The following is a 2,357-nucleotide window of genomic DNA, read 5'->3' as shown; positions in this document are numbered from 1 at the left end:
TAGAAAAGGTACTATGATAGCTATGCGGAGCGGTACTCTCATTAACCCAATTGAAATTGGACGCCAGAAATTTTGCATTGTCATCTGCGGATAATTTCAAAAAATATTGTTAAATCGGATTTTTGGGCTAATTCGCTATTTTACATGGTCACTTAATTGACCCTTAGCACCTTCCAAGCAGACTGGTTTCCAACCTTTCCAGACCTAATAAAACCTAGAGTGGTAAAACTTGCTAGAGTAGATTTTTAATGATTGAAATAGGCGTAGATAGGTAAACCAAAATTTTCAATAATAACGAATTTACTACGTTTAAGTTTTTGCTCTAGCTAGCTTTGCCACTTTAGAATAAAACAGAACGAGCCACGAGTAAACTGTTGTTCGCCCTTCTGAACCCTTGGCTTATACCTAATCAACCCCTCCACTTCAGATGAAGAAAGAAGCCAGGCCTTGGTAGCAGCAAGCTCTAGCTCTTTGAGGTGCTGTAATAGTGAAGTTGGGCCCAGGTGACGAGCGATCGCTTCTACCAACTGAACCATCTCCCCAAATGCCAAGTCTGGTTGTCCAGTGGTCAGTAAGAGTGCGTCCACTTGCCTACTAGACACGTCCAGTAGGCAAGTGGACTGCTCATTAGTTCAGCTAATGGGGATTTGAAATCATCCATTTTCCCCCTAGCGCTGATATGGTCGTGCAGTCAATTACACGAGCAATTCCACATCACTTGCAGTGATGTAAGATTTATTCCCCTGGTTAAATGTTTTGATGTCGAGCGCGTCTATCCGGTTATAAACCGCTTGTTTCCCTAGATTGTATCTATCAAGGAGTGCAGCAACTGGAAACGAATCAATTTCTACTGTTATAAGAGTGTCCAGTGGACGTGTCTAAGTTTGCACAGTGGACAGTCTAACACGCGGCGTTTGCGCTCTTTTGGCTGCTGACTTTCTCTTAGCACCATTTTGGTACGAGCGATTCTGGAAAAATAAATGACGATTAGCTTACTACCATTGCTTATGCCGTAATTAATCGTGTTGAAGCTAGGGGTGAAAAAGAAAATTCTAGTACGCAACGTGTTAAATTTAACTCTACTGCTTAACGTTTTGTTACATACTTAGAAATTTTCCCGCCCACTTACTGTTTGCAAATCGAATAAAGAACCTTGAGTGAAAAGTTGCTGTACCATTGCATCACTCACAATATTATTTTTTCACTCTTGCTATGGCGAAGCCTTTCTCTTATTAATAAATGAGGCAAGTAATTGCCTCATTTGAGCTTCTGAGCCTTCCGACATTTATTCTTAGGTGATCAGCCGAGGCTTAAAAAGCGAATTAGCCAGCTTTACGCGGTCTACCTGGCTTGCGTTTGCCTGAATAATTTACATCAGCCTTTTTAGTTTTTGGTAACTTGTTGGCAGCATTGTTAGCTTTATTGGAACGAGTAGTAAGTTTTGGTTGTGGTGAAAGTTCTTTAACTGGAGGCAGCAATCTCAATGTAGGGAATGAGAGAATAACTGCTTTGTTACTTTTACAATGAATAACTTCATCCTCTAACATCCAAGGATCTGGCAATTTTTCAAAAGTCTGAACTTGTTGTGGTGTGATTATTTCTGATACTGATGGAATTGTAGAAGCAGCTATATTTAGATTGCTAACCGGAACCACATTACTAGCGTAAGTAGTCGATACAAATAGTCCGTTAACGAACTGGAATATAACGAGAGTAACGAATGCCCAAAAGATGACTATGATTGTGAAAGTGAGTAGAGATTGCGTATCCATGATTATTTCTCAACTAAGTATTTGTAATTTTCAACTGATTTACGCAAAGCGTTTTTAAGCCTTGTTCAAATATGAAGCGAATTTGAACATATCCTCTCTTGAAGAGAGGACTTCACTCTAAATTTAGTGTAGCATCTCTCTGATTTAACTCAGCCAAATTTCTCCACTGCTTTAAAGCTTAGTTATAAAATAAAGCAGTTTTTAGTATTTACCTATTTAAAGATTTCAAGTATTATATTTATAAACTTATTTGACAAAAATAAATATTGGTTTAAGTCTATGGTTAAGATTTGATTTGTAAGCTAATTCTTGAGATAAAACATTTTATTCAAACGAAAAAGAAAAGTAGTCGTCACAATTAATTGAAAGTATGCCTAGCCCAACTACCGACTTAGTTCGCTCCTACCTCAAAGAAATCGGACGCTACCCTCTGCTAACTCCTGAGCAAGAAATTACAAATGCTCGGCTTGTGCAGCAGATGATGGCGATTGAAGAACAGCGCTCAAGCCTCGCACTTCAACTAAAGCGAGAAGCAACCACAAGAGAATTAGCTACCTCACTTGGGCAAAGCGAAGCTGAAGTACA

At 39.0% G+C, this 2,357-nt stretch carries 3 protein-coding genes; 1 reads left to right on the top strand and 2 read right to left on the bottom strand.

The annotated features are described in order from the left end of the window. Positions 1 to 326: 326 nt before the first annotated feature. Together H6G97_RS50005 and H6G97_RS50000 are read right to left on the bottom strand one after the other, a co-directional pair. The gene (locus tag H6G97_RS50005; RefSeq protein ID WP_190947644.1) at positions 327 to 587 is read right to left on the bottom strand and encodes a hypothetical protein; all 261 of its coding nucleotides are present in this window, start codon (positions 585 to 587) and stop codon (positions 327 to 329) included. 735 nt (positions 588 to 1,322) lie between these two features. Beyond that, entirely contained in the window at positions 1,323 to 1,772 is a 450-nt protein-coding gene (locus H6G97_RS50000) for a hypothetical protein (protein ID WP_190947643.1), read from the bottom strand. Between the two features lie 370 nt (positions 1,773 to 2,142). On the opposite strand from H6G97_RS50000, the gene H6G97_RS49995 reads away from it, so the two are divergent. Further along, the coding region (locus tag H6G97_RS49995) for a sigma-70 factor domain-containing protein (protein WP_277883481.1) at positions 2,143 to 2,357 on the top strand (215 nt) is incomplete at its 3' end.

It is taken from the genome of Nostoc flagelliforme FACHB-838, assembly GCF_014698065.1.
GTDB lineage: Bacteria > Cyanobacteriota > Cyanobacteriia > Cyanobacteriales > Nostocaceae > Nostoc > Nostoc flagelliforme_B.
The sequence above is the reverse complement of the archived record's forward strand: the minus strand, read 5'-3'. Positions and strand labels throughout refer to the sequence as shown.

What these genes read in the sequence shown, in the direction of transcription:
- H6G97_RS50000 (WP_190947643.1), bottom strand. Translation starts at nt 1,772, where the DNA reads ATGGATACGCAATCTCTACTCACTTTCACAATCATAGTCATCTTTTGG.